Origin of the sequence: Bacteroides sp. RTP31139st1_H2_RTP31139_211217, assembly GCF_040227615.1 — a bacterium.
In the GTDB taxonomy this organism is placed as follows: Bacteria; Bacteroidota; Bacteroidia; order Bacteroidales; family Bacteroidaceae; genus Bacteroides; species Bacteroides uniformis.
In genome coordinates this window covers 1-5,083 of the sequence record NZ_JBCNZM010000120.1, presented here as the reverse complement: position 1 = coordinate 5,083, position 5,083 = coordinate 1, and the positions used below count along the sequence as shown (strand labels likewise).

The following is a 5,083-nucleotide window of genomic DNA, read 5'->3' as shown; positions in this document are numbered from 1 at the left end:
GATATTCACGGCCAAGAAAGTACAGATGGCCAATACCATCGTAATGGCTATATTTCCCGTCACGTTGGCCCCTCCGGGAAAGAAAGGAATCAGCCCCATAATGTTGTTGATGAAAATAAAGAAGAAGGCCGTCAGCAAGTAAGGTGCGAATTTACGGTACTTCGGACCGACACAGCTCTTTATAATATCATCGTTCACCATCATGATAAACATCTCCATAAACCCGATGAAACCACCGGGAGCGGCACTTCCCTGCGGGTGCTTGCGATACCAGTGCGCCACACTCAAAATGATGAGAAGCAGCAATGCGCTGTTGATGAGCAAAGCCAGTGTCACCTTCGTGATGGAGATGTCCAACGGGCGTATTTCGTTTCCGGTGGCATCATACTCCACCAGCTTGCCTTCGTACTTGCTTCCTGCGGGAGCGATGGAAAAGCCTTCATAACTTCCACCGTTCTCCTCCAGACGTGAGGATAGAAAGGCATGCCATCCGGTGGTAGAGCTATGCACTATTACCGGCAAAGGAATCGTAACGTGAGTTTCGCCCCACGTCGTGATGTGCCATTCGTAAGAATCGCCGATATGCCCGAAGACAATCTCCTTCACGTCCACCGTATTCTCGGCCCGCACCGTGGCGGGTAGCAACATGCCCAGTGCCAGCAGAATTACAGTCAGTATGTTACGCAATCTTTTCATTGTTACTTTTCTTTTTCAGTTTCCGATTCGCCTCAAAAGTGAAGAAGAACCAGGAATCATAAATCAAATATATCAGATAGTTGGCTATAAACGTCAACAAAAACGCCCTGGCTTCCTCACGTACTGCAACGCAATAAACCAGCATCACAATCATGGAGACCAGCATTCTCATCACACGCATCAGCAGATAAATCTGCAACATTCGTCCTGGCATCCGGTGACGGCAGCTTTCGGTCATATTAATCATGAATACTCCGAAAACAAAGAAGAAAAGCGGAATCAGCGGATAACCGCCGAAATAGTGATGCGGATTTATCGAAAAATACGCCCAACCGCCTACAATTCCTATCAATACCGTCAAGAGCGCTGTATGCAATAAGTAGTTTCTCTTAGTAATAGTCACGCCAACAACCTCTATTTTTTAATTTTTAATTTTTTAATAGCCTATTGCTGTTCTATACAGACGGCAACCCTTCCGTTACTCATCTCCACGAATCCGCTTTGAATATCCAACTCATGTTCCTCACCGTCCGTTGCGTAAATCAATTTCCCCGTTCCCAACGATGATACAATCGGTGCATGCTGCGGCAGGATAGAAAAAGAGCCCATAGTGCCCGGCAATGTAACACTTTCCACTTCCCCGTTGAAGAGTTCCTTCTCCGGTGAAACAATATTCAAATGCAACTTTTTCATCATCAAAGCTCCCAGACTTTTAATTTTTAATCGTTTTTCCCCCTGCCTGCTCCAGTAGTTTCTTACCCTTCTCAATGGCTTCTTCAATGGTTCCCACATTCAAGAAAGCAGGTTCGGGCAGGTAGTCCACCTCCCCGTCAAGAATCATCTTGAAGCCTTTGATAGTGTCCTCAATGGAAACCATTGTACCTGGGACACCCGTAAACTGCTCGGCAACGGCAAACGGCTGTGAAAGGAAACGCTGCACACGACGTGCACGGTTCACCAACGTACGGTCGGCATCAGAGAGTTCCTCCATACCAAGGATGGAGATAATGTCTTGCAATTCCTTGTTGCGCTGCAATATTTGTTTTACACGTTGTGCCACTTCGTAGTGTTCTACCCCCACGATGTGTGGGTCGAGAATGCGTGAAGTAGATTCCAACGGGTCCACAGCAGGATAAATACCAAGTTCAGTAATCTTACGACTCAACACCGTGGTGGCATCGAGGTGGGTAAACGTTGTGGCAGGTGCCGGGTCCGTCAAGTCATCGGCAGGCACATATACAGCCTGCACGGAAGTGATGGAGCCGTTTCTTGTAGAGGTAATACGCTCCTGCATGGCACCCATTTCCGTTGCCAGTGTCGGCTGATAGCCTACGGCAGAAGGCATACGGCCCAGCAAGGCCGAAACCTCGGAACCGGCTTGGGTGAAACGGAAGATATTATCAATGAAGAACAGAATGTCACGCGGACCGTCCGTCTCCGCTCCCATGTCACGGAAGGACTCGGCCACCGTCAACCCAGACAATGCCACGGACTGACGCGCACCGGGAGGTTCGTTCATCTGACCGAATATCAAAGACACTTGTGATTTGGCCACTTCGTCATAATCTACTTTGGACAAATCCCAATGGCCTTCCTCCATACCTTTCTTGAATTCTTCTCCGTAACGGATAACACCGGATTCAATCATTTCTCTCAGCAGGTCGTTGCCTTCACGTGTACGTTCTCCTACACCGGCAAACACAGAGAAGCCGTGCTGCTTCTTCGCAATATTGTTAATGAGCTCTTGGATAAGCACCGTCTTGCCTACACCGGCGCCACCAAACAGACCGATTTTACCGCCCTTGCTATATGGTTCCAGCAAGTCGATAACCTTGATGCCTGTATAAAGCACCTCTTGTACGGTAGTCAAATCTTCAAACTTAGGGGGGTCGCGATGGATGGGATAAGCACCTGTACGGTCCAACTCCTTCATGCCGTCGATAGAGTCGCCCACTACGTTCATCAGGCGGCCTTTGATTTGTGTACCTATCGGCATGGTGATGGGGCCTCCCAGCGGATGCACTGTCATTCCTCTCTGCAGGCCGTCCGTACTGTCCATAGCAACAGTACGCACCGTGTTTTCACCAATGTGCTGCTGTACCTCTACAATCAGTCTTTTGCCGTTCGACCTTTTTATTTCCAGTGCGTCGTGAATACTCGGCAACATCATTTCTGCCTCCGTTCCTTCGAAATAGACGTCTACTACAGGCCCGATTACCTGTGAGATATGTCCGACAATCTGTGACATAAGCAATCTTTTTATTCTATATTTCCTTAATTATTTTTCCCAATACTAAGTTGTAAGTCGCGTGTATCCTCATTAACAAGTCAGCCAAGTCGCGTCTTTCATCAGCTATGTACTCGTACCTATTAACGTTTGTCAGCTATGGTTTGTTCATCCCAATAGTTACATAAACAACAACGCAAATGTATAAACAATTTGCATGTAGTTGTTACCGTGTATAGCATTTTTTGAACAAAAAAAACTATTTTGAACGATTAATACTACAATTGGAACAAATTGTTACAGACATGATAACGTCAGTTAACAATTAGCAAGAAAAAGGAATTGCCCACCCATCTTATGAAAAAAACACTGAATTGACAACAGAGGTTCTGTATATAATATACAAAAAATAAGCCTTGTCTCTCGACAAGGCTTATTCACAACACAAACACAAAATAAAACACGACAAAACTACTATGCAATCTTACCTGTCTATGCCGGGGAGGCATACGTACTAGTTACGGATATTCACATATACATAAACAGCTTCAGGCTGATTTGCACATTATAAACAAATGCGGGGAGGCATTTGTTTATTGCCTATTTGTTAAAAAACACAAATTCAAAGTTTGTCATTGAATACCTCTTTCACGAAGCTTCAACTGCCATTTCCATGCAGAAAGTAAAGTATCTTCAATACTTGTTTCTGCCTTCCAACCCAGTTCATTGTTTGCCAATTCCGGGTTTGCCCATACCTTCTCAATATCACCGGCACGCCGCCCTACTATCTGATAGTTCAGTTTTACACCGGTAGCCTTTTCGAAAGCATTAATCAGTTCCAATACGGAAAGTCCACGACCTGTACCGATATTGAATACTTCCACTTTTTCCTTCTGCTTGTTCTCCAAGATACGGCGGATAGCCACTACGTGTGCTTTGGCCAAATCGACTACATTGATGAAGTCGCGGATACAAGAACCGTCGGGAGTATCATAATCGTCACCAAACACGCTCAGTTTCTCACGGATGCCGATAGCGGTCTGGGTAAGATAAGGAATCAAGTTCTGCGGTACACCGTTAGGCAACTCTCCCAGCAATGCTGTGGGGTGTGCACCTATCGGGTTGAAGTAACGCAACAAGATGGCGTTTATCGGAGCACCGGAAGCAACCGTATCACGTACAATCTCTTCATTGATTTGCTTCGTGTTTCCATACGGAGACTCAGCTTTCTTAATAGGTGCCTTTTCCGTTACCGGAAGTTCGTCCGGCTGGCCGTAAACTGTGCAGGAAGAAGAGAATACGATACCTTCCACTCCATGCTTCGGCATCAATTCCAGCAGGTTTATCAGTGAAACCAGGTTATTACGATAGTAAAGCAACGGTTTCTGGACAGATTCACCCACAGCCTTGCTGGCCGCAAAGTGAATGATGGCTTTAATGCCTTTATATTTGGTAAACACAGCGTCAAGACCGGCATAATCCAAGCAATCCAATTCCTCGAATGCAGGGCGGATGCCCGATACCTTCTCTATGTTATCTACAACATCTGCGCTGGAGTTTGACAAATTATCAATAATAACAACTTCATAACCTGCGTTTTGAAGTTCCACCACCGTGTGAGAACCAATATAACCGGTTCCACCCGTAACTAAGATTTTCCCTTTCATATTAAATATAGATAATTTAGCTTTTAGGTTATCAATACGCCACAAATGTAAGGAAATAAATTAATAAAAACAGAAAAAGGGGGATAAATTTTAGTTTATCCCCCTTCCACTTTATTTCCATTTTTTCTTCTTTAAATCTTCACAACCCCCGAAAAGCCCATGAATGCCATTGCCAGCAGTCCGGCAGTAATCAAAGCTATCGGAGTACCCTGCATACCTTTCGGTACACTAACCAGGCTCATTTGCTCGCGCAGGCCTGCAAACAGTGTCAGTGCCAAGCCGAAACCAAGTGCCGTGGAGAATGCATAAACCACTCCCGTCAGCAAATCATAATCTTTTTGGATAACAAGGATAGCCACACCGAGAATACAGCAGTTGGTAGTAATCAACGGCAGGAACACGCCCAAGGCCTGATACAGAGAAGGAGAAACTTTCTTCAGGATAATCTCTACCATCTGCACCAATGCGGCAATCACCAGGATAAAGGTAATAG

6 protein-coding genes are annotated in these 5,083 nt (G+C 45.6%); all 6 read right to left on the bottom strand.

Features of this window, described 5'->3' with window-relative positions; all coding sequences use genetic code 11:
* On the bottom strand, window positions 1–696 hold a 696-nt coding region (locus ABUA47_RS17255; RefSeq protein ID WP_349831816.1), incomplete at its 3' end, for a F0F1 ATP synthase subunit A.
* The gene (locus tag ABUA47_RS17250; protein ID WP_005829126.1) at window positions 680–1,099 is read right to left on the bottom strand and encodes a hypothetical protein; all 420 of its coding nucleotides are present in this window, start codon (window positions 1,097–1,099) and stop codon (window positions 680–682) included. The genes ABUA47_RS17255 and ABUA47_RS17250, both read right to left, overlap by 17 nt.
* A 41-nt stretch (window positions 1,100–1,140) precedes the next feature.
* A complete protein-coding gene (atpC, locus tag ABUA47_RS17245) occupies window positions 1,141–1,389 on the bottom strand; it encodes an ATP synthase F1 subunit epsilon (RefSeq protein WP_034523421.1) in 249 nt (82 codons plus the stop codon).
* 19 nt (window positions 1,390–1,408) lie between these two features.
* Complete coding sequence (gene atpD, locus ABUA47_RS17240) at window positions 1,409–2,944, bottom strand: F0F1 ATP synthase subunit beta (protein WP_005829130.1); 1,536 nt, start codon at window positions 2,942–2,944, stop codon at window positions 1,409–1,411.
* Between the two features lie 611 nt (window positions 2,945–3,555).
* On the bottom strand, window positions 3,556–4,590 hold the full coding sequence (galE, locus tag ABUA47_RS17235; RefSeq protein WP_005836990.1) for a UDP-glucose 4-epimerase GalE: 1,035 nt from the start codon (window positions 4,588–4,590) through the stop codon (window positions 3,556–3,558).
* Window positions 4,591–4,721: 131 nt separating this feature from the next.
* Window positions 4,722–5,083 (bottom strand): electron transport complex protein RnfA (locus ABUA47_RS17230; protein WP_349831814.1); only part of this gene is annotated, 362 nt, incomplete at its 5' end.

Coding starts and splice junctions, on each gene's coding strand:
- galE (WP_005836990.1), bottom strand. CDS start 4,590: ATGAAAGGGAAAATCTTAGTTACGGGTGGAACCGGTTATATTGGTTCT.
- atpD (WP_005829130.1), bottom strand. CDS start 2,944: ATGTCACAGATTGTCGGACATATCTCACAGGTAATCGGGCCTGTAGTA.
- atpC (WP_034523421.1), bottom strand. CDS start 1,389: ATGAAAAAGTTGCATTTGAATATTGTTTCACCGGAGAAGGAACTCTTC.